This window comes from Bosea sp. BIWAKO-01 (genome assembly GCF_001748145.1).
GTDB lineage: Bacteria > Pseudomonadota > Alphaproteobacteria > Rhizobiales > Beijerinckiaceae > Allobosea.
This window is the reverse complement of the sequence record NZ_BCQA01000001.1, coordinates 3,892,492-3,917,464: the sequence shown is the minus strand read 5'-3', so window position 1 is coordinate 3,917,464 and position 24,973 is coordinate 3,892,492. Positions and strand designations below refer to the sequence as shown.

Genomic DNA, 24,973 nt, shown 5'->3' with positions numbered 1-24,973 from the left:
AACCGCACCCGCAGTTCACCCTGCACAAGCAGGATGGCGCTCCCCGATGCCTCATTCCACCGTGCCATTTGCTGCGGTCAGCGGCGCAGTCCCCCGGTCGAGCCAGTCGATGGGAAACGATCAGAGCGGGCGCGGCTCGTCGATGACGCCGATGTACTCGCGGTCAGCGGCGAGCAAGGGGCGCAAATCCGCCTCTCCTCGGTTGCCGTGGAGCCCCATTTCGCGAGGGGCGACCACAATCGCAAAGGCTGCGCTCAGACCGCCACGTCGGCCTTGATCGCCGCGTGAGGCGCGTAGCTTGAGACGTCAAAATCGTCGATGCGGTAATCGTCTATCGTCGCCGCCCGTCGGGTGAGCCGCATCGTGGGAAATGGCCGGGGCTCACGCGAAACCTGCTCCCGGGCCTGCCCCAGGTGATTAAGGTAGAGATGGACGTCCCCGCCCACCCAGATCAGTTCGCCAGGACGGAGGTCCGCCTGCTGGGCCAGCATGAGTTGCAGTGCAGCGGCGCCGACAAAGTTGAACGGAGCTCCGAGGAGCAGATCAACCGACCTCTGGAACAAAAGGCAGTTCAGCCGCCCATCCGAGGTCACGTGGTATTGATACACCATGTGGCAAGGCGGAAGCGCCATCGCACCGAGTTCCGGCACGTTCCATCCATGGAAGAGCATTCGCCGGCTCGTTGGATTCGTCCGAAGTGCCTCGACCAGTGCCGCGATCTGATCATGCTCGCGGCCGTCGGCGCCCAGCCAGCGGCGCCATTGCTTGCCATAGACAGGGCCAAGTTCGCCCCAGCGAGCTGCAAAGGCGTCGTCCTCGACAACACGCTGCTCGAACTCGTCCTGCGAGATGGTCTCGCCTGTCTCACGGCGATAATGCGCAAGCGGCCAATCGGTCCAGATTCGGACGTTCTCGCGAAGCAGAGGTTGGATATTGGTGCCCCCGGTCAAGAACCAGAGCATCTCCTTGACCGCGGTTTTCCAATAGACGCGTTTCGTCGTGAGGATAGGCGCAGTGCCATCGGACAAATCGAATCGCACCATGGCGCCAAACAGCGAGCGAGTGCCTACGCCAGTACGGTCCAACCGCTCGTCTCCGCGCTCCAGGACGTCGGAAAGCAGGTCGAGATACTGGAATTCTGGATGCCTTCTGATCACTAGCCGCCTCCGCGAAGAGTCCGGGAGCACTTGCCACTCCAGGCTCGTTGGCCCTGAACATGTGTGTTAGCGGCACGATCCGTGCGCGCAACATATAAACTGACAGGCTTCGAGGTCACCAGGCATCGGCAGGTTTACCGCCCGTGCAGCATGCATAGGCAACGGCCTCACTCGCCGGCCCCGTTCGAATGCACCGCCGCGTCCAAACGGAGGCGCGAACCGGGTGCTCCCGCTCCGGCGACGCCCATCCTGGAGACACTATCGCATCGTCTGGAGCCATCGCATTGCAGTGCACACATGCGCTCACGGCAATGCGATAAGCCGCAAGGAAGCGCCTCAGACCAGCCGAAACAAAGCCATGATTGGGCCGCTCCCTGCCTCTGTTCAGGCTAAGGAGAACCAAAATGTCGATTCGCAGCGCAATGTGGTTCCTGCCAGTCGCCGTCCTGCTCTCCTTCCCTGCCGTGGCCGCCAACACCATGCCGCCCCCCGCTCCGAGCAGCCGTGAAATCTCGATTACGGAAGCTCGCGAGATCGCTATCGATCACGGCATGGTCTGGATCGAGGATATCGAGCGCCACGGCGGTCGCTGGGAGCTCGGCGGCGTCGACAGTAACGGCGCCGAGATCGCGATCGATGTCAGCGTCAGCGACGGCAGGGTCCTCAGGATCATCCGGGATGAGCCAAATCTCGATATTCCGTCCCGGTGACAGCCGGCGAAATTGCTTCGGATGGAGTGACGATGCTCTCTTTCCCCGCGCGCTCCGAGCCCCTATATTCGGTTTGCCACTCGCAAGAGCGGCTATGGCGATAAACGAACGTCGAAATAAGCCTTTCGGACCCGGGGGCGGTACCCGGCGCCTCCACCAAAGCCCGTCCGCGATTCGCGAGACGGGCTCCGGCGGGGGCGAAATAGGATCGACGAGGGTGTAAAGGTCGTTCTTTTGCTCGGCATGGTTCCGCCGTTATCGGGCCATTGCATAGTTGCCAACGACAACAATGCTCGGGTTGCTGTCGCCGCGTAAGCGGTGCTGGTTCCCAAACCAAAGCCCTTGCGCTTAGCCGCGTAAGGCGGGGCTCGGAGGCGCCTGGCAACAGAAGCCTCCACTTTTTTATGCGAGGGCCGGCGACTTTCTGCCTTGCTCGGAAGCGGACACGGATAGTCGATACGATGGTACAGGATATTCTTCGCTACGATCTCATGGTGCAGGACGCGCTGAAGGGTGTCGTACGGAAGATCCTGGCCGAGGCGAGCCGCGATGGCCTGCCGGGCGAGCACCATTTCTACATCACGTTCCGCACGACGGCCCCTGGCGTGCGCCTCTCGCAGCGGCTGCGCGAAAAGCACCCGGACGAGATGACGGTCGTGCTTCAGCATCAGTTCTGGGACCTCAACGTCAGCGACCACGCCTTCGAGGTCGGTCTCTCATTCTCCGGCGTGCCCGAAAGGCTGCTGGTGCCCTTCGATTCGATCACCACCTTCTTCGATCCCTCGGTCCAGTTCGGCCTGAAGTTCGAAACCCAGGAGGCTCCTGATGAAGCCTCGGCGAGTGATCAGACCGCGGGAGCCGCAAAGGCACCACGCGGAGCCGGTTCCGAGCCCAGCGTGGCTGCCCCGACACCGCTTGCCCTCCCGGTAAAGCCACAATCCGCAAGTGCCACTGCGAAGAACAAGGCAGCCACCGACGACGAAGCGGACCCGGCGAAGGCCGACGCGGGCGCGGATGGTGACGAGGGCGGCGGCGCGCAGGTCGTCAGTCTCGATTCCTTCCGCAAGAAGACCTGATCAGAGCCTATGCCGGACACCCGCACAGAGACTGACTCCTTCGGCCCCATCGCCGTTCCCGTCGATCGCTACTGGGGCGCTCAGACCCAGCGCTCGCTCGAGAATTTCCGCATTGGCGGACCGAGCGAACGCATGCCGCTCCCGCTGATCCACGCTCTCGTGCTGGTCAAGAAAGCTGCCGCGCACGTCAATGCCCGGCTGGGGTTGATCGACCAGCGTGTCGCCGGCGCCATCGGCCAGGCGGCGGATGAAGCATTGGGCGGTCGCTTCGACGACCACTTCCCGCTTGTCGTCTGGCAGACCGGCTCCGGCACCCAGACCAACATGAACGTCAACGAGGTCCTCTCCAACCGAGCCAACGAGATTCTCGGCGCCGGCCTCGGCGCGAAGAGCCCGGTTCATCCCAACGATCAGGTCAACCGCGGCCAGTCGTCGAACGACTGCTTCCCGACCGCGATGCATATTGCCGCGGCTCTCGAGATTTCGCGCCTGCTGCTTCCGTCCCTGCGCAAGCTCGAACAGGCGCTGCAGGACAAGGCACAGCGCTTCGCTTCGTTGATCAAGATCGGCCGGACGCATCTCCAGGACGCGACGCCCGTCACGCTCGGCCAGGAATTCTCGGGCTACGCCACGCAGATCCATCTCGGCATCGGGCGGATCGAGGCCTCGCTCGGCGGGCTGCACGCGCTGGCACAGGGCGGCACGGCGGTCGGCACCGGTCTGAACACCCATCGCGACTTCGCCGCCTTCTTCGCCAAGGAGATGGCGGGGCTCACCGGCCTGCCCTTCCGCCCCGCCTCCAACGCGTTCGAGGCGTTGGCGAGCCATGGCGCGCTGACCGCCGCCCATGGCGCGCTCGCCGCGCTTGCCATGGATCTGTTCAAGATCGCCAACGACATCCGCCTGATGGGTTCGGGCCCACGCTCGGGTCTCGGCGAGATCAGCCTGCCCGAGAACGAGCCCGGTTCCTCGATCATGCCCGGCAAGGTCAATCCGACCCAGGCCGAAGCCTTGACCATGGTGGCCACGCAGGTTCACGGCAACCAGGCGACGATCGGCTTCGCCGCGAGCCAGGGCCATTTCGAACTGAACGTTTTCAAGCCGGTGATCGCTGCCGCCTTCCTGCAATCGGTCAGGCTGCTCGCCGATGCCGCAGACAGCTTCCGCGTGCACTGCATCGAAGGGATCGTCGCCAACGAGGACCGTCTCGCCGAGTTGCTGTCCCGCTCGCTGATGCTGGTCACCGCACTGGCGCCGGCCATCGGCTACGACAAGGCTGCCAACATCGCCAAGGCCGCCCATCACAATGGCACGACCCTGCGCGAGGAAGCCCTGAGGGTCGGTGTCGACGCCGAGTTGTTCGACAGCACGGTGCGGCCCGAGCGCATGCTCGGCCCGTCCTGAACAGGGCCGGGCGGAATGGCAGAGATCATCAATCTCCGGCGCGCCCGCAAACAGCGCCAACGCGTAGCGGCCGAAGCCAAGGCCGACCAGAACCGTATCGACTTCGGACGGAGCAAGGCCGAGCGCGGCTTGACTGAAGCGCGGCGCGAGAAGGCCATCCGCGAACTCGACGGCCACAAGCTGGCGCTTCCGCCCGATGACAAGGGCGAGCTTCCGCGGTGAGCCGCGAGCGCAAACACTCTCTCGCCATTGCCGGGCACCGCACCAGCGTATCGCTCGAGGAGCCGTTCTGGGCGGCACTGAAGGAGATTGCGGGACAGGAGCGCCGCACGCTTGCCGCACTCGTCGCCGATGTGGATTCCCGCCGCGGCGAGGCCAATCTTTCCTCCGCGCTGCGCCTGCACGTGCTGGCACATTACCAGCGTCTGGCCGGACGAGGCTGACGGCATCGCCTCACCGGCGGAGCCTGATCCTCTCGGTTTCAAGGCTCTGCACAGGCATACTGCTTCAAGCCGGAAAGCACCTGAATCACGGTGTGAAGCTCGTCGATCAGTCCGGCTACGGACTCCGCGAGAGCGGACGCGGCACGGGCTCTATCTGCAGGGGCGGTCCCAGCGATGGAGCCGGTGTCACCGGTCGCAAAATCTGCTCGGGAAAATTCTCGCGGGGTGCGCCGGGCAGGATCAGCGGACCGCCAGGATGCTGAGGCTGAGCTGCACGCGTTGCCGCAGCGCGCGCCTCAATCTCCGCTCTGCGCCGCGCCTCGTCTGCCCGTCTGGCCTCTTCCGCCCGGCGCTGCTCCTCAAGACGCTGCGCCTCCTGGGCGCGCCTGGCCTCTTCCTGGGCGCGCGCTTCCGCGGCACGGCGCTCCTCTTCGGCGCGCTTTTCCTCGGCAAGGCGGCGTTCTTCCTCTGCCTTCAGGAAGTCTGCAAGCTTGCGTTCGTTCTCACGCATCTCACGCTCGGCGCGCAGGCGGCGCGCATGCATTGCTCGCTCGCGTGCATCCGCCTCGAAGGCTTCGACCCGCTCCATCTCACGTGCCAGCGCTCGCGCCGCCACGGCATTCGCGAACGCTCCGACATCGGTCTCGCGCCGCAGTCCCGATAGCGGCCCGCGCCATGCCACGCCAAGTGCCGGCGCCGCCATCGGCCAGCCCTTGGGCATCGGGCCGAGCGGGCGCAGTCCCAACCTCAGATCGGCCGTCAATGCCCTGAGATCGACGACGCCGCTTACCTCCGCCTGGAGGTCGGCACGCTCGATCGTCAAGGGGGCGAGCCGCACGAGGCCGCCGGCCAGCGTGAAGGGCAGCGTGACATCGCCCAGCGGCCATGAGCCCCGGTCTAGCGCATCCGCCAGACGGCTCTGCAGACGGCCGGTTTCGCTTTCGGATGCATCCTCTCCGGTCCCGTCGATGACGCGGGCATAGCCGCCGGGGTCGAACCGGGTGAGACTCGCGCCTGCGATGGTGAAACTACCGGCTCCCCCCAACCCCGCAACCAGCCGCGCGGGGCTCTCTCCGGAACCACCGCCCTCCACGAGCCCCGACAGCTTGCCGGCAAGCGCGTTGCCAGTGAGCATCGCGAGATCGAGCTGCGCAAGCGCGATCCGGCCGGAGAGCTGCGCAAGCCCGCCTTCACGCCGTGCCGTGACCCGCCCGGAGACCTTGCCACCGGCATAACTTCCCGAGAGTGCCTCGATCTGGATTTCGCCGGGGCTGGCATGCAGGCCGAAAGCCGCATCGTTCAGGGCGATATCGTCACTGAAGAGCAGGGATTTGGCTTCGACCGACAGGCTGATCTCGCCAAGACCCGAGGCCGCGCTGAAACGGACCGCCGACCAGTTGCTGCCCGGAGACGCTGCCGCTGTCCCCAGGGAAGAGCCGATCACGCTCCTCAGATCAACATACGGCAGTGCGAGCTTGCCGGAGATTGGCCCCTCTCTCGGCAAGGCCAGCGTTCCCCTTGCACTGCTTCCGGCAAGATTGGCGACAAGACCATCAAGCGCGATCTGGTCGCTGGCAAAGCGAACCATGCCATGTGCGTCCAGCACCGCATCGGGCAGAGCGCGCGCGAGCCCCTCCGGCAGGATCTGGCCGGGACGGTCCGCTTGCACGGTCAGTCGCGGCACATCCAGGCCTGACTCGCCGTCGACAACGATCGACAATCCAGGCCCCGCCAGTGAGCCACTGAGGCGCCCTTGCTGACGGTCAAGAACGAGCCGGCCGGGTCCTCCCTGCATCGGTGCCGGCAGGCCGAGGGCGGCGAAAAGCTGTCGACGATCGGCAAGATCAAAGCGCAGATTGGCTCCGGTCCATGTCCCGCTCCGGTCCAACCGAGCATTCAGTGTCAGCGTTCCGGCTTGCGCGCCGCCTTCCAGCAGCAGGGCCGTGTCGCCGGCCACCGTGCGCGTCAGACGGTAGCTTGAATCCAGCCGTGAGAGCCCGTCCCCGGCGCGCCCGAGCGCTTGACGGAGCGGCTCCGGCAGAAGTGGCCCGGCAAGGGCTGCAAGCGCCTCGAAGCGTGGTGCACGAATGCGACCGGAGATTTCGCCCCCTTCCGGCAGCAGCGCACCGGCGCCGTTGACTGAAACTCCGCCGAACCCGTCGACGGCAAGCCGGCTGAGCCGCCAGTTGCTGCCTTCGCGCGCGAGAGCAAGCTGGGCGGAACCGGGCGGCGCATTGCGAAAACGGGCTCCGCTCAGAGACAGGTCGAGCGCCAGGTCGCGCGTCCCGATCAACCCGGCGAAACTCCCGCCCGCTGGCAGGGTATTGAGGTCGAGCCCCTGCACTGCGAGCTTTGCGGCCAGCCGATCCGCGGCAATCTCTCCGGATCCGTCCAGCCTGACGCCGGAAGCCCCGGCGATGGTCAGGCGCTCGAAGCGCAGCTGTTCCGAGCTCCAATCGCCAACCGCTTCCGCATCGATCTGCCTCAGATCTGCAATCAGGTCGGAGAGGGTCGGATCGAGCCCGGCCCGCGCCAGCGCCAGTCCGACGCGGCGCGCATCATCCGCCTTGAGGTTGAGCTTGCCACGAAGTCCTGTGGCGTCGACCGCGCCCGTTGCACCGACCAGGGCGCCTGCGACGCGCAGCGAGGCCGATGCATTGGCCAACCCGACCTCGTTCAGCCGCCCACGCAGAGCGACAGCCGAGAAGTCCTCCCCGCGCCACGCGAATTGATCGAGATCGAGGCTGAGATCGAGCGCGCCGGGGAGTCCACGCAGGGCCCGCGCAAAGCCAGCCCGCTCGCCAAGAGCCGTGGCCAGCGCGTCGCCATCCACGCGCCGCGCGCGCAAGGCAACCGAGCCTTTGCCTTGCATGGGCAGGAACTGCCCCTCGCCCTCCAGCCGGGCAACCCCGCCGGCAAGATCGACCGTAAGCCCGCTCAACTCGAACAGGCGATTGCCACCGCTCACCCGTCCCGAAAGGCTGACTGCTCCACCCGGCGCAGCCGTGAACAGACCGTCCAGTCCTGGTGTGACGCCGCCCTTCTCTGTCGGCAGCAGGAAGGCGCCGTCAAAGCTGAGCTGGCCCTCCTCCCCCGTCACGGTGACCTTGGCGCGCAGGCGACCATCCGGCTCGATCGTTCCGGTCGCGAGGCGCAACGAGGATCCGCCGACCTCGCCCTCCATGCGCCATGGGCCGGCAAGGCTGACCGCGGTGAGTTCCGCAGCGATCGGCGACACTGTGACGGGGGCCTTGCCCGCCTCCCGCCAGATCAGCGCCGAGCGGCGTATGCTGAAATGGTCGAGGCTGGTCTGCACAGGCAGGCCCGCACCAATCGGATGCGGCAGCAGCACCGCGCCTGCATCATTGGCGACAAGCGAGAGCGTCGCGCCTTCGACATCAGCGTCGGAGAAACGGAACTCGCCACGTGCAAGCGCGGTCAGCGCGAGCTCGACGGTGAGATGTTCGACCGTCGCGTAGCTCGCCTGTCCGCCCTGATCGCCGATGCGGACATCGGCCAGGGTCAGCCGCGGCGACGGCAGCAACCTCAGGCCGATGCCCCCGGCAACGCGTGTCTCCGCGCCGAGCGTAGCGCTGAGGCGCTCCTCGATCTGCGGTCGATACAGTCGCCAATCGACAAAGCCCGGTCCGATCAACGCGGCCAGCAATGCCAGCACCAGGAGACCGGCCAGAACGGTCAGGGTCTCACGCACCTTTTAGCATCATCCCTCTTGTCGGCGGTTAAGCGATCTTGCCGCCAACTCGCGGCGAGATCACGACATTCCAGTTCCCGGTACCGCCGCGCAAGCTGTCTGGATGTCACAAGACCAGGATTTTGCCGGGATTGAGGATGTTCTGCGGGTCAAGCGAGCGCTTGAGCAGGCGCATCACATCCAGCGTCGCCGGGCCGTGCTCGATCTCGAGATACTTGATCTTCTTCTGGCCGACGCCATGCTCGCCTGTGCAGGTGCCGCCCATGGCGAGGGCGCGCTTCACCAGCCGGTCGATGAAACCGCGGCAGCGCTCCATCTCGTCCTCATCGGCGAGGTCGACGAGCGGTTGGGTATGGAAATTGCCGTCTCCGACATGGCCGGCGATCGGGGCGATCAGACCGCTGGCCTCGATGTCACGCTTGGTTTCCTCGACGCATTCGGCAAGCCGGGAGATCGGCACGCAGACATCGGTCGCAACCGATTCAACGCCTGGCCGCAACGCGCGAGCCGCCCAGTAGGCGTCATGGCGAGCCTGCCAGAGCTTCGACCGGTCTTCGGCCTTGGTCGCCCAGTCGAACGGTCCACCGCCGAAATCGGCGGCAATCTCGCCGAAGCGCTCCGCCTGCTCCTTCACGCCCGCTTCCGTGCCATGGAACTCGACGAAGAGCATCGTCGTCTCCGGCAAGCCGAGCTTGGAATGCAGGTTCACGCCGCGGATCATCACAGCATCGAGCAGTTCGATGCGCGCGACCGGCAGACCGGACTGGATCGTCACGATGGTCGCGTCGCAGGCTGCCTTCACCGAAGGGAAAGGGCAGACGCCGGCCGAAATCGCCTCCGGGATGCCGTGCAGCTTGAGCGTGACCTCCGTGATGATCCCGAGCGTGCCCTCCGAGCCGACGAGCAGGCGGGTCAGATCATAGCCGGCGGAACTCTTCCGCGCGCGGCTGGACGTCTTCACGACCGAGCCGTCGGCCATCACCGCGGTCAGAGAAAGGACGTTGTCCTTCATCGTGCCGTAGCGCACCGCATTCGTGCCCGAGGCGCGTGTCGCCGCCATGCCGCCGATGGACGCATCCGCGCCGGGATCGATCGGGAAAAACAGCCCCTGGTCGCGCAGATGCTCGTTGAGTTCCTTACGGGTCACGCCGGCTTCGACCACGCAATCGAGATCCTCGGCATGAACGGCGATGATGCGCTTCATCTGGCTGAGATCGACGCAGACGCCGCCGAACGGCGCGTTCACATGGCCTTCGAGCGAGGTGCCGGTCCCGAACGCGATCACGGGGACGCCGTGGCTCGCACAGAGTTTGACGATTTCCGACACCTCTTCGGTGCTCTGCGGATAGACGACCGCATCCGGCGGCTGGTTCGTAATCCAGGTCAGCGTATGGCCGTGCTGCTCCCGTACCGCCAGGCTCGTCACCAGCCTGTTGCCGAATTGGGCGGCGAGCGCCCGCGTCACCGCCTCGATCGCAGCCGGCGACGGCGGCAGGGTTGCGGCAGAGGCGGCATGAGAAGCAGTTGCAAAAAGGCTCATTGTCTTTTTCCGGGCTTGGCGCTTAACTTGGAACTGGTCGGCTTCTGCGGTTGAATCTGACGAGGCAGACCGTAGCGATAGCAGGCGTCTTTGTCCTGCGTGTCGCCGCCGGCAGCAAGATCGCCGGGCGCATGGGAGGCGGTGCATCAGGCAGGGCATAGCTCGTCCGGCGGCGTCTTCAAGACGATGGTAGCGTGTCAGTGGAGTTCCGTTCCGCCGCACGCAACAACTTTGCGGGAGGCGGCCATGAAAGATGAGATCCGCGCTCCGGCGCTGTTCTTCTCCCCCTTCGTATCGTCCGCAATGCGGGTCGAAACGCCCTGGATCGACTATAACGGCCATCTCAACATGGCCTATTACCACGTGCTGTTCGATCGGGCTGTCGACGAGGTTTTCTCGCTCGTCGGCCTGAACCAGGACTATGTCGACACGCGCAACGCGTCCTATTTCGCGGCCGAATGCCATGTCCTCTACAAGCGCGAATTGACCGAGGACGACCTCGTACGGGTCACCGCACAACTGATCGCCTTCGACGAAAAGCGCCTGCACTACTATCTGGAAATGCGGCATGCGAGCGAAGGCTGGCTCGCGGCGACGAGTGAAAACCTCTCGCTGCATGTCGACATGGCGACCCGCAAGGTTTCGCCGTTTCCGCCCGATATCCTGGCCAATCTCGCCCTGATGAAAGCGGCGCATTGTCGCATGCCACTGCCAGCCACGATCGGGCGCATCATCGGCATGCCGAAGAAGACGACGATCACGGTCGAGGATTTGCACGACGAACGCGAGCTCGAAACGCGCCACTGAGGGCGGCAGAGTCGGCGCAGGCTGCCTGCCCCTGTCACTGGGCCTGGCGCGGCCCCATCTTCGGCGATCAGCGACGGTCGGGAGGAACGGAGATGGTCAAGGCAACCTGGAACGGCGCCGTTCTGGCGGAAGCCGACAACACGGTCGTGGTCGAAGGCAACCACTATTTTCCACGCAACGCGATCCGCTCTGAATTCTTCAAACCAAGCGAGACGACGTCGATCTGTCCGTGGAAGGGCACGGCCAACTACCATTCGATCGTCGTCGCTGGCGCTGAGAACAGGGACGCCGCTTGGTATTATGCCGAGCCCAAGGCCGCTGCCGCCGAGATCAAGGACCGCGTCGCCTTCTGGAAGGGTGTGGAGATTTCCTGATCAGTCGTTGTGATCGGGGATCTTCAGGACATGCCCGCAGGCCTTGCAATGCACGGCGTCCGGCTCGTGCCGCTGCAGCGCGCATTGCGGGCAGGGAAAGGTGACCTTGTTGGGCCGGAAGATCGCTTGCGCCAGGCGCACGAACAGCGAAATCCCGACGATCATCACCACGATCGAGGTCAGCTTGCCGGCGGTGCCGGGCAAGGTGATGTCGCCGAAGCCAGTCGTCGTCACGGTCGCGACCGTGAAATAGAAAGCGTCGACATAACCCGCGAAGCCCGCGGTCTCGCGAAAGAAGAAGGTATAGATGAAGCCTGTCACCACGAACAGGAAGGTCACGATATTGACCATGGCCCGCGCTGCGCTTTCCCACTCGGGATAGCCCGCAGCGCGCAGCCGCTCCCAGATCAACCCACGCTGCGACAGCGACCAGAGCCGCAGGATGCGCAGGAAGCCGAAATTCTCCAGCCATTGCGGCGCGAGCAGCGTTGCCAGGATGAAGAGATCGAGCAGCATGCTCGGCTGGCGCAGCAAGCGCGGAATGTTCGAGGAGGCCAGCATGCGCGCGCCGATCTCGATGACCATGATCACGGCGACCGAGTAATCGAGCCAGTAGAAGAGCGGGCGTTCGCGGATCAGCGGCGTCGCGATGAAGAAGGCGATGATCAGCAGGTCGACGACCGCCGTCGCAAGCTGAAAGCGCACCGCCCCGGGCGAACGGCCATGGTAGAGCTGGCGCAGGCCGTCCCGCAGTCTCTCGACCTGCCCTTGCCTGCGAACAGACGTCGTATTCTCGGCCATTCCATGGCGTTACAGGCCAAAGGATGGCGCGTCCAGCGCCGGCTGCTCAGGCGGCCCGCCGCGTTGCCACGGCGTGGATGGCGTAGCCGCGAAGGAGCCGGGTCGTGCGGCTCTCGGCGCCCTCGATCCGCGACAATTCGGCAATTGCCTCGGGCAGGTCATGTCTTGGCGTGACATGAAACAATGTCAGCCAGCGATTGAGGACCGCCCTGAACGACGCAGGCAAGCCGGCCTGGTCGCCGAAATCGACGATATGCAGCGAACCGGTGGCCGTCAGCGTTCGCAGCGCCTGAGCGATCACTCCCCGCCAGGGCGGAATCATCGAGAGCGCATAGGAGATGACGATGCGATCAAATCCATCGCGCCCGAACAGGGCCGCCGCGTCGAAGCAGGTCGCGTCAGCCTGTGCCAGATGGATGCGCTCCGAGAGCCCCGATCTTGCCACGCTTCTCTCTGCCGTCGCGAGCATCTCGGCCGAGACGTCGAGACCGTAGCACTGCGTGCCGGGATAGGTCCGGGCGAGTTTGATCAGGTTGCGCCCGGTGCCGCAGCCGATTTCCAGGATGGCGCTGCGCGGCGCAGGATCGAGCTCGGCGATGAGCCGGTCCCGGCCAAGCAGATAGAACTTGCGGCTGGCGTCGTAGATATGGCGCTGGTGGCGATACATCCGGTCCATCAGGCCGGCGGCCTCGGTCGTGGCGCGGCCAGCGCTCATGCCGCCGCCCCCTGCAGCACATGGAGATGGAAGGCGCCATAGATCGACGAGCGATCGCGCTCTCCAAGCTCGCGGCTGCGCGCTTCCTCATAGCGCCATTGCCCGAGAATCGAGGCCGGCACCCGGCCAGGCAGAAGTCTCTCATCGGCGGCCGTCCGGAAGATCACGCGGGCGCCGGGTCGCGCCGTGCGCGTGATCTGCGTCCAGAGCGCCGTGAGATCCGCATCATTCATCCAGTCCTGGGCATCGAGCAGCACATAGGCATCGCAGCTCTTGGCAGGCTGGCTCTCGAGGTAGGCCGTGATCGCGCTCTGGTGATAGGCGACGCGGCCCGCCCGCTCTCGAACGGCCGCGAAATTCCGCCTTTCAAGATAGGGCGGCAACGATGCGTCCTCGTCCGTCGCATAGCCTCGTCCAAAGGCTTGCCGGGCAAAATAGTTCGACTTCAGGTCGAAGCCGCAGGCCAGCCTTTCGAGCCGGTGCCGGAGCACGCCGCGTATCCCGGCGTCGCCATCAGCCGCGAGAGCCTTGTACTGGGCCGGCGGGATGCCGAGACCATAGAGCGAGGCCGGCTGGCGCACCAGCCAACGCACCAGGGGCTTGTCGAAGACGGGAGCGATATGCCTGTCGAACAGGGCGCGCTGCTCGGCCATGTCGCGAGCCTGAAGCATCACGCGCGGATCGCAGCCGAGCGTGCGACCAAGGAGATGTCCAGCCCCGATGAAACGGCCGAGCAGGCCGTACCGGTAGAAATTGCGGGCAAAGACCTGGATGCGCCGGCGCCCGCTCAGACTGCGGCCTTCCCAATAGCTGCGAGAGACGCCATCGAGGCGTGGCGCGATCTCCGCGTCATAGAGCGCGACATTCGCCTGCGATTGCGCCTCGCCGAAAAAGCGCAGGAACTCCTCATGGCCTGCCAGGCTGTCGAGTGCGGCGAGCTTGAGCTTGCCGAGCGCGATATGGGCGCCATTCAGATCGACAGCGCTGATCTTCGCCGGGTTGGCCGTGAGATAGGACAGGATGTTGCAGGAGCCGGACGCGATCGCCACGACATGATCATCAGGGCGCAGGTCCAGCGCCTCCATGTCGACGACCGGGTCTTCCCAGATCTGCGGATAGACGAGCCCGGAAAAGGCCAGAGTGAACAGGCGTTCCAACATCCCCGCCCGCGACAGCGGCTTGCTGCGATGCACCGCCGTGGTCAGGCCCAATGTAGTTTCCCGCCGAACCGTACGCGCCGTCTGCATTCTTCGTTCCTCGCGCGGTCCGTTGCGATGGCGAGCCGACTAGAGGAGTCGCGTGACGGTTGGGTGACGCGCTTTGCGGATCAGCTATCCGTGAGGGCGGGCTGACGTGGAGCGCAATCATCCCCATATTCCGCCCGAAGCCTTTGAACGGGAGAATGACGATGGGACTGTCCGAACTGTTCGGCGGCAAGGCCAGGGAAGCCGGTGAGTTCGAATTCCAGCTGACCGACGAGGAGTGGCGCCGCCGCCTGACGCCGGAGCAGTACCACGTGCTGCGCGGGCATGGCACCGAGCGCGCCGGCTCATGCGCCTTGAATTTCGAGAAGCGCGCCGGGCGCTTCACCTGCGCCGGTTGCGGCAACCCGTTGTTCCAGTCCGGCAAGAAATTCGAGAGCGGCACGGGTTGGCCGAGCTTCGACCAGCCACTGGAGGGCGCGGTCGGGATCAGCGAGGACAATAGCTACATGATGCGGCGCACCGAGGTGCATTGCGCCCGCTGCGGCGGCCATCTCGGCCATGTCTTCCCTGACGGCCCGCCACCGACCGGACTGCGCTACTGCATCAACGGCGTCGCGATGGATTTCGCTCCGGCCGAGGCCTGAGCCAGTTGGCCGGCCGCGCTCCCGCTTCGGGAGGACGGCCGCTCTAAACTCGCGAGTGTTATTCCACGGCCGGGGCTGCCCGATGCGCCAGCGCGGCAGCGTCCACGGACGCCGGCAGATCGCCGAAATGGCCCGACCAGCGTCCCTCGAGCCGCGTCGCAATGAAGGCGTCGGCGACCATGTGGGGTGCGTGGCGCAGCAGCAGCGAGGCCTGCAGCGCCAGCGCCAGCCGCTCGACCAGCCGCCGCGCCTGTCCTTCGCTTCGCACCAGAATGGGTATCTCCGACTCCAGCGCGCTCAAATGCGCATCGAAGCGATTATCGGCGCCGGCCGCGCTTCGCATCTCCTCGATCAGCGCCACGAGAGAGCCCGGCTCTCGCTCCAGCGAGCGCAGCACATCGAGACAGATGACGTTGCCCGAGCCCTCCCAGACGCTGTTGAGCGGCGCCTCCCGATAGAGCCGGGCCATGGGGTTTTCCTCGATGAAGCCGTTGCCGCCATGGCATTCCAGGGCCTCGACCACCACCGCCGGCGCGCGCTTCGAGACCCAGTATTTCGCAATCGGCGCGCCGACCCGCGCCAGCAACCGCTCGCTCTCGCTCGCTTCCTGACGGTCGAGCGCCGCAAACAGCCGAAAGGCGAGCCAGGCTGCGGCCTCGGCCTCGATCGCAAGATCGGCCAGCACGTTCTGCATGATCGGCTGATCGATCAGCCCTCTCTGGAAGGCGCGCCGATGGGCCGCGTGATGCGCCGCCAGTGAAACGGCGAGCCGCATCTGCCCGGCCGACGCCGCCGCGATGTCCAGCCGGGAGCCTTGGTTCATGGCCAGGCCGGTGCGCAGGCCCCGGCCTGGCTCTCCGATCATCTGGCCGATTGCACCGCGGAATTCGACCTCGGACGAGGCATTCGAGCGATTGCCACATTTGTCCTTGAGCCGCTGGATCGCCACGCCGTTGCGCGAGCCATCGGGCAGCCAGCCCGGCACGACGAAGCAGGAAATGCCCTCGGCAGTTCGGGCCAAGGTCAGGAACAGGTCGGAATGCGGCACCGAGAAGAACCACTTGTGCCCGGTCAGGGACCATGTCCCGTCGCCATTGTCCTCGGCCACGGTCTGGGTCTGGCGCAGGTCCGAGCCTCCCTGCTTCTCGGTCATGGCCGTGCCGACGGTCGCCCCCGTCTTGGTCGAGGCTGCCGTCTGGCGGCGGTCATAGCGGTTGGAGCTGACCAGGGCGCCCCACTTGCTCCAGAGGTCGGGTTCCTGCCTCAGAACCGGGATCGCGGCATAGGTCATGCTGATCGGGCAGCAGATACCGCTTTCTCCCTGACTCCAGAGATAGGAGAGCGCAGCACGCGCCACCTGTGCGCCCGGGCCCGGCCAGTTCGATGCGAGCGAATGGGTTTCCTGCCCGATCGCGAGCCCCATCAGTTCGTGCCAGGCCGGATGGAACTCGATCTGGTCGATCCGGTTGCCGAACCGGTCATGCGTCCTGAGTTCGGGCGTGAACCTGTTCGCCAGTCGCGCCAGGTCCTGCACCTGCGCCGAACCGACAATGCGTCCTGCTGCATGCAGGCGCTCCGAGGCCCAGCCTGCATCGAAGGCGGTGGCCGCCGCCTGCAACACGGGATCAGCCGCGAAGGCGTCGTAATCGCACAGTATGGGAACCTGGTTCGTCACCTCATGGGTGGAATGGCGGGAGGCGATATCCACATTCATCGGGGCGCGTCCTGACGATCGGGCGAGCATTCAACGCCCAACAGCCTTATCCAGCAATCTGCGGCGCAACAGCCTATATTGCCCCTGGAACGAATCACGATCAAAGCGACCTGAAGCCTTGTCCGATCACACCACGTCCGCCCCTCTGCCCCGCCCCGGCGGCCTCGCCGCCCGCGCCGCCGCACAGCCGGCCGCCGGCTATCTGGCAGGCCTCAACCCGGAGCAGCGGCAAGCGGTCGAGGCCACTGACGGCCCGGTTCTGGTTCTGGCAGGCGCCGGCACCGGCAAGACGCGTGTGCTGACCACCCGTATCGCCCATCTGATCGCCACGAACCGCGCCTACCCGTCCCAGATCCTCTCGGTGACCTTCACCAATAAGGCAGCGCGCGAGATGAAGGAGCGCATCGCAAGCCTCGTTGGCCCCGTGGCCGAAGGCATGCCCTGGCTCGGCACCTTCCACTCGATCTCGGCCAAGATCCTGCGCCGCCATGCCGAGCTCCTCGATCTGCGCTCGGACTTCACCATTCTCGATACCGACGACCAGATCCGCCTGATGAAGCAAGTCATCACGGCGGCCGGGATCGACGAGAAGCGCTGGCCCGGCCGCATGCTGGCGGGCTTCATCGACAGCTGGAAGAACCGCGGGCTTGCCCCCAAGGACGTGCCGCCGGGTGAAGCCGGCGTCTTCGCCGGAGGCAAGGGCGGCGCCCTTTACGCCGCTTATCAGGAGCGGCTGAAGACGCTTAACGCAGTCGATTTCGGCGATCTGCTGCTGCACTGCCTGACGCTGTTCCGGGAGCATGCCGATGTGCTCGCGACCTATCATGAGCGCTTCCGCTACATCCTGGTCGACGAATATCAGGACACCAACACTGCCCAGTATCTCTGGCTGCGCCTGCTGGCGCAGGGCCGGCGCAACATCGCCTGCGTCGGCGACGACGACCAGTCGATCTATGGCTGGCGCGGCGCCGAGGTCGACAACATCCTGCGCTTCGAGCACGATTTTCCCGGCGCGGTCGTGGTCAGACTGGAACGGAACTATCGCTCGACCGGGCACATCCTCGCCACCGCCTCGAAGCTGATTGCCCGCAACGAAGGCCGGCTCGGCAAGACGCTGCGCACCGAGGATGAGGCCGGGGAGAAGGTCACCATTACCGGCGCCTGGGACAGCCAGGAGGAAGCCCGCCTGATCAGCGACGAGATCGAGGCGATGCAGAGCAAGGGCGAGAACCTTGCCGAGGTTGCCATCCTCGTCCGCATCTCCGCCCAGATGCGCGAGATCGAAGAGCGCTTCGTCCATGTCGGCGTGCCCTATCGCGTCATCGGCGGCCCGCGCTTCTATGAGCGGGCCGAAATCCGCGACGCCATGGCCTATCTGCGCTGCGTGGTGAGCCAGACTGACGACCTCGCCTTCGAGCGCATCGTCAATGTGCCGAAGCGCGGGCTCGGCGACGCAACGGTCCAGCTTCTGCACAACCACGCCCGGGCAACCGGCCTGTCGCTGCTGCAATCGGCCCGTGCCGTGGTCGAGACCGAGGAACTGAAGCCGAAGGCCCGCACCGCGCTGCGCGAACTGGTCGAGGCCTTTGCCCGCTGGTCGACCAAGGCCGAACACATGAAGCAGGGCGAGCTTGCCGAGCAGGTGCTGGAGGAATCCGGCTATACCGAGATGTGGCAGAAGGATCGCTCGGCCGACGCCGCCGGCCGCCTCGAGAACCTCAAGGAACTGGTGCGCTCTCTGGACGAGTTCCCCGACCTGCCGGCCTTCCTCGAGCACGTCTCGCTGGTGATGGATGCCGATGGCGGCGAGGCCGGGGCGCGCGTCAGCATCATGACGCTGCATGCAGCCAAGGGGCTCGAATTCGATACCGTCTTCCTGCCCGGCTGGGAGGAAGGCCTGTTCCCGAATCAGCGCGCGCTCGACGAAAGCGGCCGCGCCGGGTTGGAAGAAGAGCGCCGCCTTGCCCATGTCGGTCTGACCCGGGCCCGCAAGCGCCTGAAGCTCCTCTTCGCCTCGAACCGCCGAATTCACGGCCTCTGGCAGTCGAGCCTGCCGAGCCGCTTCATCGACGAGTTGCCGGAAGAGCATGTCGAGGTCGTGCAGGCGCCGTCGACCTACAGCCAGGGCGGCTACGGAGCCTCGCGCTTCGACCGGATGGAAAGCTTCGGCTCCTCCTACCAGACACCTGGCTGGCAGCGCGCTCAGGAGAATCGTGCGCGGAACGGTGGCGGCTCAGGCTTCTCGGACACCAGCGGCCGTGGGTTCGGCCAGGGTGGCTCGGGCTCGGGCCGGCAGCGCGGCCCGCTGCTGATCGAGGGCGAGTTGACCGCGAAATCAACCGGCAGCTCCGCTTTCGATGCCGGCGCCCGTGTCTTCCATATCAAATTCGGCCCGGGCTCCGTCGCGAGCGTCGACGGTAACAAGCTGACCGTCGATTTCGACAAGGCCGGCCGGAAGATGGTGCTGGACTCGTTCGTGCAGAAGGCGGGCTGAGCAAGCGCAGCCGTCATGTCCGGCGCGCCGATGCAGAGCATCGCCGAAGCGGTTATGCAGGCCCGGATTGCCCCGGTCCGGTTCCGCAGGAATGCCGGCTCCAAGCCAGCAGGATCAGCACGATGCCCGACGTCGCGGTCAATCTGACCGACACCGCCAATCCCGATCTCCACTCGGTGATCTCGCAGGGGCTGCGGGACTACAATGTCGAGATGGGCGGCGTCAGCGACCACACGCCACTGACGATCACCATCAAGGACGGCAGGAGTGATGAACTGATTGGCGGGCTGCTCGGTCGCACCTCGCTCGGCCTGCTGTTCATCGACCTGTTCTATGTGCCCAAGACCCAGCGCGGGTCGGGCCTCGGCACGCGCATTCTGCAGATGGCAGAGGCCGAGGGTTTTCGCCGAGGCTGCCGCAAGGCGGTGCTCTACACGCTCAGCTTCCAGGCGCCGGAGTTCTACAAGCGCTTCGGCTGGAGCGTCTTCGGTGAGATCGCGCTCGAACCGCCCGGAGCGACCCGCTATTTCATGACCAAGGACCTCGCCGCCCCTGCCGACGGCGCATGACATCCGCCCCCTGCCCTGCTATCCCGCCCGCATGCGTGAAGGTCTTCTCCCAGCCACGGTCGCGACCGTGCTCGAACTCTCAACCAGCGGCGACAAGGCGCGCGCGCTGACGGAACTGCTCGGCGAGATATTCGATCCGACTGAGACGGCCATTTCCTCCTTCGAGATCGAGGACGGCGTCACCACGCTCTCGCTGAGTGCGCCGTGGAAGGTCGAGATTTATTTCGCGACCCATCCCGATGAAGATGCGGTGCGTGACATGCTGCGCCCGATCGTCGGCGACAGCATCGATTCAACCCCCTTCACTACTGTCAACCAGAAGGATTGGGTCGCCACCAGCCTCGACGGGCTCAAGCCCGTGCGGGCCGGGCGCGTGCTCGTCCATGGCGCGCACGACCGCGGTACGGTGCGGGTGAATGATATTGCGATCGAGATCGAGGCGGCGCTTGCCTTTGGCACCGGCCACCACGGAACCACGGCCGGCTGCCTGCTGGCGCTTGATGCCGAACTCAAGAAGCGCCGCCCGCTGCGCGGCCTGGATGTCGGCACCGGCACCGGGATTCTGGGGCTGGCGCTGGCGATGCAAACGAAGCGCCGCGTCGTTGCCGGCGATATCGATGCCGTCGCAGTCGAGGTCGCAGCGCTCAATGCCCGCGTCAACCACGCGCCAGGGGCGCTCGATCTCTATGTCGCGCCCGGGCTGCTCCACGCCAAGGCAAACCGGCCGGGCCATTTCGATCTGGTCTTCGCCAATATTCTGGCCGGCCCGCTGAAGCGTCTCGCCCCCTCGCTCGCGCGCGTGCTGGCAAGGGACGGAACCCTGATCCTCTCCGGGCTTCTGGCGATGGATGTCGCCGGGATCGTCTCGACCTACCGGCATCAGGGCCTGTTCCTGGCGCGCCAGTCCCTGCGCGAGGGTTGGGCCACCCTGGTCATGAAAAAGGGCGGCGCGGCCCCAAGACCGCGCCGCCCCTACTAGGCCAGCCACCCAAGAAGGGTGTTGTCGCTTCGAGCTCAGGCTCAGAAGGCGATGTGGCCGTACTTCTGTTCCGCCTCGGCCTGCAGGGCGCGAGCGTCATGCCAGACGGCGGCGGTGAACTTGGCCGTATCGACGACCCATTCGAAAGCGTGCTTGATGATGGCGATCATGGTCTTGGTCCTTTTCTGAGCGCGGGCGGCCTCTTCGGGCGCGGCGCTAAAGATCAGCGGTTGAACGGAAGCGCGGCGTCGTTCTTCAGCGCCGTTTGCGGAAAGCCGCCGAGCACGATCTCCGCCTCGTTGACGAGGTAGGAGCGCGCACGCAGTTCGCGGATGGCGGAGCGGCGACGGCTTTCGATCAACGCGACGTAGAGGCGCTGCCAGAAGCTCAGCCCCGCCGTGTTCACGGCTTTGGCGGCGGGCAGGGTGTCGGTCGCATTCAGTACATAGGTCACAGGTCCATCTCCTCATTCCAAACGAAGGACAGTCCCGGTCGCTTCCTCGTTCTCTTATGCAACCAAAGTGGTACTTCTTCGCACTTGCGAGAAGATGATTTCGCAGATGCGAGATATGCATCAAACGCATGCACGCCACTAAATTCCATTAACGATTGACGCTCATCGCATAGCGAAGAGGCAGAACGCCCAAAACAGCGGCCATGAGGGCCTACGGACAAAGCAGGGCAGGATACCGCTTTTGCGCTGGCCTTCCGCCAGTTCTGACGCGACGATGGCGGTTATCGCCATGCTTGGACCCGTCATGACCGAATCGCCCGCGCACCGCCTGCCGACCTGCCGCTTCCAGTCCTTTTCCGAACCGAGCAATCCGGCCGAGGTCGCGCCCCGCGTCGCGGCCCTGCGCAAGGCGCTCGCTGCTCAAGGCCTGGACGGCTTCATCGTGCCCCGCGCCGACGAGCATCAGGGCGAATATGTTCCCGCCCATATGGCACGGCTCGCCTGGCTCACCGGCTTCACCGGCTCGGCCGGCAATGCCGTCGTGCTGGCCGACAAGGCCGTCCTGATCGTCGACGGCCGTTACACCATCCAATCGGCCGAGCAGACCGACACGAAGGTCGTTGCGCCAGTGAAGATGGAAGAGACCCCGCTCGAACGCTGGATCGAAGCAAACCTACCTGCAGGGGCGAGGCTGGGCTACGATCCCTGGCTGCACACCGTCGATGGCGTCGCCAAGCTCGAGAAGGCGGTCGCGGCTGCCGGCGGCACACTGACCGCCGTTGCACGGAACCCGATCGACGCCCTTTGGAGTGATCGCCCGGCCGCCCCAACCGCCGCGGTCAAGGCCCATCGCGGCGACTATGCCGGTGAGACCACCGCCAGCAAACTTGCACGCATCCAGGAAGCGCTGATCAAGGCCAAGGTGGACGCATTGGTCATTTCCGACCCGCATGCCCTCGCCTGGACCTTCAATATCCGCGGCGGTGACGTCGAGCACACGCCCCTGCCGCTGGGCTACGGCATCGTGCCCCGCGAGGGGCGCCCGACCGTCTTCCTTGCACCCGAGAAGATCACGAACGAGGCTGGCGACGCCATCGGCGCGGTCGGTGAGATCGCGGCGCCTGCAGCCCTCGAAAGGCAACTCGTGGCGCTAGGCAAGGCCAGGGCCAAGGTCCGGCTCGATCAGGCGACGGCCGCCTCCGCGCTCGCCGTCCTGATCCGCGATGCCGGTGGCACGCCCGATGCCGGCGCCGACCCGATCGCATTGATGAAGGCAAGGAAGAACGAAGCCGAGCTCAACGGGACACGCGCCGCGCATCTGCGCGATGGCGCAGCCGTGGTGCGCTATCTGTCATGGCTCGCGCGCGAGGCGCCGAAGGGCAACCTCACCGAGATCGACGCGGTTGCCGCACTGGAATCCGAACGCCTGAGAACAGGCCTGCTCAAGGACGTCTCCTTCACCACCATCGCCGGCGCCGGCCCCAACGCCGCCCTGCCCCATTATCGCGTCACGGAATCCAGCAATCGCCGGCTCGAACCCGGCATCTTCCTGGTCGATTCCGGAGCGCAGTACGAGGACGGGACCACCGACATCACCCGCACCATTGCGATCGGCCCCCCCACCGCCGAGATGCGCGATCGCTATACACGCGTGCTCAAGGGCCATCTGGCGATCTCGCGCGTGGTCTTCGTCAAGGGAACGTCGGGTGCGCAGCTCGACGCACTGGCCCGCCTGCCGCTCTGGCAGGCCGGTCTCGACTTCGATCACGGCACCGGCCACGGCGTCGGCAGCTATCTCTCGGTGCATGAAGGGCCGCAGCGGCTCTCCAAGCTCGGCACGACGCCATTAGAGCCGGGCATGATCCTCTCCAACGAACCCGGCTACTACAAGCAGGGCGAGTACGGCATCCGCATCGAGAACCTGATCGTGGTCGAGGAACGGAAGATCCCCGGCGGCGACCGCACGATCTATGGTTTCGAGACCATCACCTGGTGCCCCTATGAGCGGGCGCTGATCGAGCGTTCCCTGCTCGATGCCGGTGAGATCGCCTGGATCGACGCCTATCACGCGCAAGTCTGGGCCAAGCTCGGCCCGCAATTGGAGGGCGAAGCGAGGGCCTGGCTGGAAGCCGCCTGCAGGCAGCTCTAGACGCCGACCACTGCAGTGACGCTGCCGTCATCGCCGGGCCCGTCCCGCCATGACGGCGGCTTCAGGTCATTTCAGATCACCATCCTCAACCCGACCACGGCCAGCACTCCAACGGCAACGACGGCCAGCAGCGGCAGCCGCGTTGCAGCGAGTGCGGCGAGGAGTGCGGCGCCGGTCTCCGGCCAGCCGGTCGCCAGAGCACTCGGCGCGATGACGGCCACCAGCACGGCCGGTGGAATGGCGTCGAAGGCTGCCTGCGCGCGTAGCGACAGATCGAGCCGCCCCGCCAGCGCCAGTCCGGCGATCCGCGTCAGATAGGTGACGGCCGCCATGCCCAGGATGGCGATGAGATTCAGCGTGTCGAGTGTCACGACTTCACGCCCTCCGCAACCACGTCTGGCTCCGTCCCCGCAGCCAGCCAGGCGGCCAGCAGACCGCTCAGTGCCCCCGCTGCGACATGCCAGGGTGGCCCGACGAACTTGTAGGTCAGCGCCGATGCGATACCGGCAGCCGCCACCGTCCAGAACGTCACCCTGCCCTTCCAGAACGAGGCGACCAGCGCGATGAACAGCGCTGTGAAGGCAAAGTCGGCCCCGAGCCTGCGCGGGTCGCCCATTGCCGCACCGACCGTCGCCCCCACAGTCGTCGTCGTCAGCCAGCATGAGACGAAGGGCACGATCATGCCGAACCAGTAGGCCGGCGTGAGCTGCCGCAGCCGGGCCCGCTTCTCCGCCAGGGCCCAGTTCTCGTCGGCCATGTAGTAGAGGCCCGTCAGCTTCTGGGCCGTGCTGAAACGCCCGAGCTTTGGTGCAATCGACGCACTCATCAGCACATGGCGGGCATTGATCAGCAGGGTCGAGAAGATGATGGCGAAGACAGGCGCCGGGCTCGCCCAGAGTTCGACCGCAGCGAACTGGGCCCCGCCGGCGAAGACCAGCGCCCCCATGACGAAGACCTCCAGCGGCGAGAGGCCCTTGCCGGCCGCGAGCGCGCCAAAGAGCAGGCCGATCGGAACCGCAGCCAAGGCAGCCGGCCAGATATCGCTGAAGCCCAGTCGGGCATCGTCGAGGATGGACATGAAAATAGCCCTTCAGGCCAGATGGGCAGCGCGGAAGGCGCCCGGAGTGACGCCCAGCCGCGCCTTGAAGGCGCGGGTCAGATGGGCCTGGTCGCAAAAGCCGGTCGCCGCTGCAACGTCGCCAGGCATTTCCCCCCGGCGCAGGCGATCGCGCGCCCGACGGACGCGGATGTCGACGAGATAGGCATGCGGCGTCAGGCCGGTCTCGCGACGGAAGGCTCGGATCAGATGATGTCGTGGCAACCCGCAACGCCGCGCCATTTCGGCCAGCGAAAGGTCCTCGTCATAGCGTTGCTCGAGCAGCGCACGGGCCTCGGAGATCGGTCCACGCTCGCGTCCGACCGGACGCACAGAAAGATCGGCATGACGCCCCAGGCAGAAGGCGTAAGCGCGCAAAAGCCCTTCTTCACCCGCCAGGGCATCGCCGCTTTCCTCCAGCATCCGATGCGCGTTGCTGAACAGCGCGGCAGCCTCCGGATCGTGAACGCAGGGCTCGGCGAAGAACGGCGTGCCAAACACCTCGTGGCCGGTCAGCGAGGCCGCAACCTCCTGCATCAGCTCGACGGTCGGATAGGTCATGCGATAGCGATAGCCGCCGGCATGCGGCAGGCCGTCATGGACATCGAGCGGATGGTTGAAAACCATGTCGCCGGCATGGGCATAAAGCCGCTGGCCCCGTGCATGCCAGATCTCGCAGCCCGCTTCGATCGTGCCGATTGCATAGGTTTCGTGCGCGTGTGGGGCGTAGGAATGCGTCTGGAACTTCGCCGACAGGCATTCCAACCCCGCGAAACGTGAGGCCGTGAAGATGCGAGCATGCTCCCCCGCCAGCAGCGGAGTCTCCAGCAGTGCTTCGCCTTGGCTGATCAATTCCATGCCGGCAGGATACAGCGAATACCGGCCCTGATGTCTTGAAGAAAAGTGATGGCGACGATCACGCGGACCATC

General features: G+C 65.7%; 24 protein-coding genes and 1 other RNA gene. 13 read left to right on the top strand and 12 right to left on the bottom strand.

Going from position 1 to position 24,973, the window contains the following annotated elements:
- Positions 1 to 254: 254 nt before the first annotated feature.
- Positions 255 to 1,154 (bottom strand): thymidylate synthase, encoded by a 900-nt coding sequence (gene thyA, locus BIWAKO_RS18215; RefSeq protein WP_069882600.1) that lies wholly within the window; start codon positions 1,152 to 1,154, stop codon positions 255 to 257.
- A gap of 407 nt (positions 1,155 to 1,561) precedes the next feature.
- Between thyA and BIWAKO_RS18210 the strand changes: the two genes are divergently transcribed.
- The 6 genes from BIWAKO_RS18210 to BIWAKO_RS18185 all read left to right on the top strand — a co-directional run bounded on the left by BIWAKO_RS18210 (position 1,562) and on the right by BIWAKO_RS18185 (position 4,790).
- Positions 1,562 to 1,867, top strand: a complete 306-nt coding sequence (locus tag BIWAKO_RS18210) for a PepSY domain-containing protein (RefSeq protein ID WP_084651541.1) — start codon at positions 1,562 to 1,564, stop codon at positions 1,865 to 1,867.
- Between the two features lie 36 nt (positions 1,868 to 1,903).
- Positions 1,904 to 2,266, top strand: a transfer-messenger RNA (tmRNA) gene (gene ssrA, locus BIWAKO_RS18205).
- A gap of 62 nt (positions 2,267 to 2,328) precedes the next feature.
- Positions 2,329 to 2,943 carry an SspB family protein gene (locus BIWAKO_RS18200; protein ID WP_069879851.1) on the top strand — a complete coding sequence of 205 codons (615 nt, stop codon included), beginning with the start codon at positions 2,329 to 2,331 and terminating at the stop codon, positions 2,941 to 2,943.
- A 9-nt stretch (positions 2,944 to 2,952) separates the two neighbouring features.
- Positions 2,953 to 4,347 (top strand): class II fumarate hydratase, encoded by a 1,395-nt coding sequence (gene fumC / locus BIWAKO_RS18195; protein WP_069879850.1) that lies wholly within the window; start codon positions 2,953 to 2,955, stop codon positions 4,345 to 4,347.
- 15 nt (positions 4,348 to 4,362) lie between these two features.
- Positions 4,363 to 4,569 carry a DUF4169 family protein gene (locus tag BIWAKO_RS18190; protein ID WP_069879849.1) on the top strand — a complete coding sequence of 69 codons (207 nt, stop codon included), beginning with the start codon at positions 4,363 to 4,365 and terminating at the stop codon, positions 4,567 to 4,569.
- Positions 4,566 to 4,790 carry a ribbon-helix-helix domain-containing protein gene (locus tag BIWAKO_RS18185; protein WP_069879848.1) on the top strand — a complete coding sequence of 75 codons (225 nt, stop codon included), beginning with the start codon at positions 4,566 to 4,568 and terminating at the stop codon, positions 4,788 to 4,790. The genes BIWAKO_RS18190 and BIWAKO_RS18185 overlap by 4 nt, the downstream gene beginning before the upstream one ends.
- A gap of 115 nt (positions 4,791 to 4,905) precedes the next feature.
- Here the strand turns inward: BIWAKO_RS18185 and BIWAKO_RS18180 are convergent, their stop codons facing one another.
- Together BIWAKO_RS18180 and BIWAKO_RS18175 are read right to left on the bottom strand one after the other, a co-directional pair.
- Positions 4,906 to 8,502 carry an AsmA family protein gene (locus tag BIWAKO_RS18180; protein WP_069879847.1) on the bottom strand — a complete coding sequence of 1,199 codons (3,597 nt, stop codon included), beginning with the start codon at positions 8,500 to 8,502 and terminating at the stop codon, positions 4,906 to 4,908.
- A 106-nt stretch (positions 8,503 to 8,608) separates the two neighbouring features.
- Positions 8,609 to 10,042: an FAD-binding oxidoreductase gene (locus BIWAKO_RS18175; RefSeq protein WP_069879846.1), complete on the bottom strand. Its 1,434-nt coding sequence runs from the start codon at positions 10,040 to 10,042 to the stop codon at positions 8,609 to 8,611.
- 246 nt (positions 10,043 to 10,288) lie between these two features.
- Here BIWAKO_RS18175 and BIWAKO_RS18170 point away from each other — a divergent pair, with 246 nt between their 5' ends.
- Together BIWAKO_RS18170 and BIWAKO_RS18165 are read left to right on the top strand one after the other, a co-directional pair.
- Positions 10,289 to 10,849 (top strand): thioesterase family protein, encoded by a 561-nt coding sequence (locus BIWAKO_RS18170; protein ID WP_069879845.1) that lies wholly within the window; start codon positions 10,289 to 10,291, stop codon positions 10,847 to 10,849.
- A gap of 92 nt (positions 10,850 to 10,941) precedes the next feature.
- Positions 10,942 to 11,223 (top strand): DUF427 domain-containing protein, encoded by a 282-nt coding sequence (locus BIWAKO_RS18165; RefSeq protein ID WP_069879844.1) that lies wholly within the window; start codon positions 10,942 to 10,944, stop codon positions 11,221 to 11,223.
- On the opposite strand, the gene BIWAKO_RS18160 is transcribed toward BIWAKO_RS18165, so the two are convergent.
- The 3 genes from BIWAKO_RS18160 to BIWAKO_RS18150 are packed head-to-tail and all read right to left on the bottom strand — an operon-like array spanning position 11,224 to position 13,986.
- Positions 11,224 to 12,024 (bottom strand): potassium channel family protein, encoded by an 801-nt coding sequence (locus tag BIWAKO_RS18160; RefSeq protein ID WP_069879843.1) that lies wholly within the window; start codon positions 12,022 to 12,024, stop codon positions 11,224 to 11,226.
- A 46-nt stretch (positions 12,025 to 12,070) separates the two neighbouring features.
- Positions 12,071 to 12,739: a class I SAM-dependent methyltransferase gene (locus BIWAKO_RS18155; protein ID WP_069879842.1), complete on the bottom strand. Its 669-nt coding sequence runs from the start codon at positions 12,737 to 12,739 to the stop codon at positions 12,071 to 12,073.
- A complete protein-coding gene (locus BIWAKO_RS18150; RefSeq protein ID WP_069879841.1) occupies positions 12,736 to 13,986 on the bottom strand; it encodes a BtaA family protein in 1,251 nt (416 codons plus the stop codon). Before BIWAKO_RS18150 ends, BIWAKO_RS18155 begins: the two co-directional genes overlap by 4 nt.
- Before the next feature lie 161 nt (positions 13,987 to 14,147).
- On the opposite strand from BIWAKO_RS18150, the gene msrB reads away from it, so the two are divergent.
- Positions 14,148 to 14,588 carry a peptide-methionine (R)-S-oxide reductase MsrB gene (gene msrB / locus BIWAKO_RS18145; RefSeq protein ID WP_084652278.1) on the top strand — a complete coding sequence of 147 codons (441 nt, stop codon included), beginning with the start codon at positions 14,148 to 14,150 and terminating at the stop codon, positions 14,586 to 14,588.
- Positions 14,589 to 14,646: 58 nt separating this feature from the next.
- Here msrB and BIWAKO_RS18140 read toward each other — a convergent pair whose 3' ends face one another.
- A complete protein-coding gene (locus tag BIWAKO_RS18140; RefSeq protein ID WP_069879840.1) occupies positions 14,647 to 16,302 on the bottom strand; it encodes an acyl-CoA dehydrogenase family protein in 1,656 nt (551 codons plus the stop codon).
- A 118-nt stretch (positions 16,303 to 16,420) separates the two neighbouring features.
- Between BIWAKO_RS18140 and BIWAKO_RS18135 the strand changes: the two genes are divergently transcribed.
- The 3 genes from BIWAKO_RS18135 (at position 16,421) to BIWAKO_RS18125 (ending at position 20,344) form a co-directional block, all read left to right on the top strand.
- Positions 16,421 to 18,796, top strand: coding sequence for an ATP-dependent helicase (locus tag BIWAKO_RS18135; RefSeq protein WP_069879839.1), 2,376 nt, complete (start codon positions 16,421 to 16,423; stop codon positions 18,794 to 18,796).
- Between the two features lie 122 nt (positions 18,797 to 18,918).
- The gene (locus BIWAKO_RS18130) at positions 18,919 to 19,365 is read left to right on the top strand and encodes a GNAT family N-acetyltransferase (protein ID WP_069879838.1); all 447 of its coding nucleotides are present in this window, start codon (positions 18,919 to 18,921) and stop codon (positions 19,363 to 19,365) included.
- Between the two features lie 31 nt (positions 19,366 to 19,396).
- Positions 19,397 to 20,344: a 50S ribosomal protein L11 methyltransferase gene (locus BIWAKO_RS18125; RefSeq protein WP_069879837.1), complete on the top strand. Its 948-nt coding sequence runs from the start codon at positions 19,397 to 19,399 to the stop codon at positions 20,342 to 20,344.
- A 41-nt stretch (positions 20,345 to 20,385) separates the two neighbouring features.
- Here the strand turns inward: BIWAKO_RS18125 and BIWAKO_RS37120 are convergent, their stop codons facing one another.
- Both BIWAKO_RS37120 and BIWAKO_RS18120 read right to left on the bottom strand, forming a co-directional pair.
- Positions 20,386 to 20,514 carry a hypothetical protein gene (locus BIWAKO_RS37120; protein ID WP_274533590.1) on the bottom strand — a complete coding sequence of 43 codons (129 nt, stop codon included), beginning with the start codon at positions 20,512 to 20,514 and terminating at the stop codon, positions 20,386 to 20,388.
- 53 nt (positions 20,515 to 20,567) lie between these two features.
- Entirely contained in the window at positions 20,568 to 20,798 is a 231-nt protein-coding gene (locus BIWAKO_RS18120; protein WP_069879836.1) for a hypothetical protein, read from the bottom strand.
- Positions 20,799 to 21,102: 304 nt separating this feature from the next.
- Between BIWAKO_RS18120 and BIWAKO_RS18115 the strand changes: the two genes are divergently transcribed.
- Positions 21,103 to 22,947: an aminopeptidase P family protein gene (locus BIWAKO_RS18115; RefSeq protein WP_069882598.1), complete on the top strand. Its 1,845-nt coding sequence runs from the start codon at positions 21,103 to 21,105 to the stop codon at positions 22,945 to 22,947.
- 71 nt (positions 22,948 to 23,018) lie between these two features.
- Here the strand turns inward: BIWAKO_RS18115 and BIWAKO_RS18110 are convergent, their stop codons facing one another.
- The 3 genes from BIWAKO_RS18110 to BIWAKO_RS18100 are packed head-to-tail and all read right to left on the bottom strand — an operon-like array spanning position 23,019 to position 24,901.
- Positions 23,019 to 23,318, bottom strand: coding sequence for an AzlD family protein (locus BIWAKO_RS18110; RefSeq protein ID WP_069879835.1), 300 nt, complete (start codon positions 23,316 to 23,318; stop codon positions 23,019 to 23,021).
- Positions 23,315 to 24,025, bottom strand: a complete 711-nt coding sequence (locus tag BIWAKO_RS18105) for an AzlC family ABC transporter permease (RefSeq protein WP_069879834.1) — start codon at positions 24,023 to 24,025, stop codon at positions 23,315 to 23,317. The genes BIWAKO_RS18110 and BIWAKO_RS18105 overlap by 4 nt, the downstream gene beginning before the upstream one ends.
- A 12-nt stretch (positions 24,026 to 24,037) precedes the next feature.
- The gene (locus BIWAKO_RS18100; RefSeq protein WP_069879833.1) at positions 24,038 to 24,901 is read right to left on the bottom strand and encodes an AraC family transcriptional regulator; all 864 of its coding nucleotides are present in this window, start codon (positions 24,899 to 24,901) and stop codon (positions 24,038 to 24,040) included.
- Between the last annotated feature and the right edge of the window lie 72 nt (positions 24,902 to 24,973).

What these genes read in the sequence shown, in the direction of transcription:
- BIWAKO_RS18210 (WP_084651541.1), top strand. Translation starts at nt 1,562, where the DNA reads ATGTCGATTCGCAGCGCAATGTGGTTCCTGCCAGTCGCCGTCCTGCTC.
- BIWAKO_RS18200 (WP_069879851.1), top strand. Translation starts at nt 2,329, where the DNA reads ATGGTACAGGATATTCTTCGCTACGATCTCATGGTGCAGGACGCGCTG.
- fumC (WP_069879850.1), top strand. Translation starts at nt 2,953, where the DNA reads ATGCCGGACACCCGCACAGAGACTGACTCCTTCGGCCCCATCGCCGTT.
- BIWAKO_RS18190 (WP_069879849.1), top strand. Translation starts at nt 4,363, where the DNA reads ATGGCAGAGATCATCAATCTCCGGCGCGCCCGCAAACAGCGCCAACGC.
- BIWAKO_RS18175 (WP_069879846.1), bottom strand. Translation starts at nt 10,042, where the DNA reads ATGAGCCTTTTTGCAACTGCTTCTCATGCCGCCTCTGCCGCAACCCTG.
- BIWAKO_RS18170 (WP_069879845.1), top strand. Translation starts at nt 10,289, where the DNA reads ATGAAAGATGAGATCCGCGCTCCGGCGCTGTTCTTCTCCCCCTTCGTA.
- BIWAKO_RS18165 (WP_069879844.1), top strand. Translation starts at nt 10,942, where the DNA reads ATGGTCAAGGCAACCTGGAACGGCGCCGTTCTGGCGGAAGCCGACAAC.
- BIWAKO_RS18160 (WP_069879843.1), bottom strand. Translation starts at nt 12,024, where the DNA reads ATGGCCGAGAATACGACGTCTGTTCGCAGGCAAGGGCAGGTCGAGAGA.
- BIWAKO_RS18155 (WP_069879842.1), bottom strand. Translation starts at nt 12,739, where the DNA reads ATGAGCGCTGGCCGCGCCACGACCGAGGCCGCCGGCCTGATGGACCGG.
- BIWAKO_RS18150 (WP_069879841.1), bottom strand. Translation starts at nt 13,986, where the DNA reads ATGCAGACGGCGCGTACGGTTCGGCGGGAAACTACATTGGGCCTGACC.
- msrB (WP_084652278.1), top strand. Translation starts at nt 14,148, where the DNA reads ATGGGACTGTCCGAACTGTTCGGCGGCAAGGCCAGGGAAGCCGGTGAG.
- BIWAKO_RS18140 (WP_069879840.1), bottom strand. Translation starts at nt 16,302, where the DNA reads ATGAATGTGGATATCGCCTCCCGCCATTCCACCCATGAGGTGACGAAC.
- BIWAKO_RS18130 (WP_069879838.1), top strand. Translation starts at nt 18,919, where the DNA reads ATGCCCGACGTCGCGGTCAATCTGACCGACACCGCCAATCCCGATCTC.
- BIWAKO_RS18125 (WP_069879837.1), top strand. Translation starts at nt 19,397, where the DNA reads ATGCGTGAAGGTCTTCTCCCAGCCACGGTCGCGACCGTGCTCGAACTC.
- BIWAKO_RS37120 (WP_274533590.1), bottom strand. Translation starts at nt 20,514, where the DNA reads ATGATCGCCATCATCAAGCACGCTTTCGAATGGGTCGTCGATACGGCC.
- BIWAKO_RS18115 (WP_069882598.1), top strand. Translation starts at nt 21,103, where the DNA reads ATGACCGAATCGCCCGCGCACCGCCTGCCGACCTGCCGCTTCCAGTCC.
- BIWAKO_RS18105 (WP_069879834.1), bottom strand. Translation starts at nt 24,025, where the DNA reads ATGTCCATCCTCGACGATGCCCGACTGGGCTTCAGCGATATCTGGCCG.
- BIWAKO_RS18100 (WP_069879833.1), bottom strand. Translation starts at nt 24,901, where the DNA reads ATGGAATTGATCAGCCAAGGCGAAGCACTGCTGGAGACTCCGCTGCTG.